Origin of the sequence: Pseudoalteromonas rubra (assembly GCF_004212645.1) — a bacterium.
Taxonomy (GTDB): domain Bacteria; phylum Pseudomonadota; class Gammaproteobacteria; order Enterobacterales; family Alteromonadaceae; genus Pseudoalteromonas; species Pseudoalteromonas rubra_G.
On sequence record NZ_PPUZ01000181.1, the window covers coordinates 1 to 688 of the forward strand.

General features: G+C 39.0%; 1 protein-coding gene. It reads left to right on the forward strand.

Translation table 11 applies throughout. The features are described from left to right. Positions 1 to 500 (forward strand): hypothetical protein (locus C3B51_RS23755; RefSeq protein ID WP_165389238.1); only part of this gene is annotated, 500 nt, incomplete at its 5' end. Between the last annotated feature and the right edge of the window lie 188 nt (positions 501 to 688).

The window sequence follows — 688 nt, forward strand, 5'->3', positions numbered from 1 at the left end:
CGGTTGGACTTGACCAGTACACGTCATCGCAAACTAAAGCGTTTGCTTTACCGGGTGTAATGGTCGCAATTGGTGCACTAGCAAGGACAAATAACTTCTTAGGGGTGGTTGCAATTGTTGTTGGTGTTGTAATGACTAAAGTCTTGATAACTAAATCTAATGACCTTCTTCGAGAAAACTTAGACCATTTTAAGGACACATTTGATAGAGCTTTAGGTCATTATGTAAAGTCTAGAACTGAAGCTGAAGAAGTGAAATCTCATGCCAAGGATGCACAAGATAAGCTTGATGCTCAACTAGTTAAAGCCAAGGACCGAGTTGATTTTATAGATACAATGTCTAACTGGATGCTTGGGGTCGGGCTGGTACTAGCATTGATTATGTTTATATTAATCTTCAAAACCGACCATACAGAAGAGGCAAACGTTGCTTGGAATTGGGGAACGGAATTGTCTAAGTCAGCTTTTCACTGGATTCAAGCGAAGATAGCAAACATGTAATCCAAGGTTATTACAGTGAGTATGCCCCATAAGTAAAAGCATGAGAAAACTGAGCAATATGACCTAAGTTGAATTAGTTCCGACCAGACCTGACAATTCGATTTGAAAAATTGAGAGTTACCCGTTTTGATAAAGGTGTCGAATCTTTGTTCAAAACAACTAAGGAGTAACTCTCATGTTACATACTA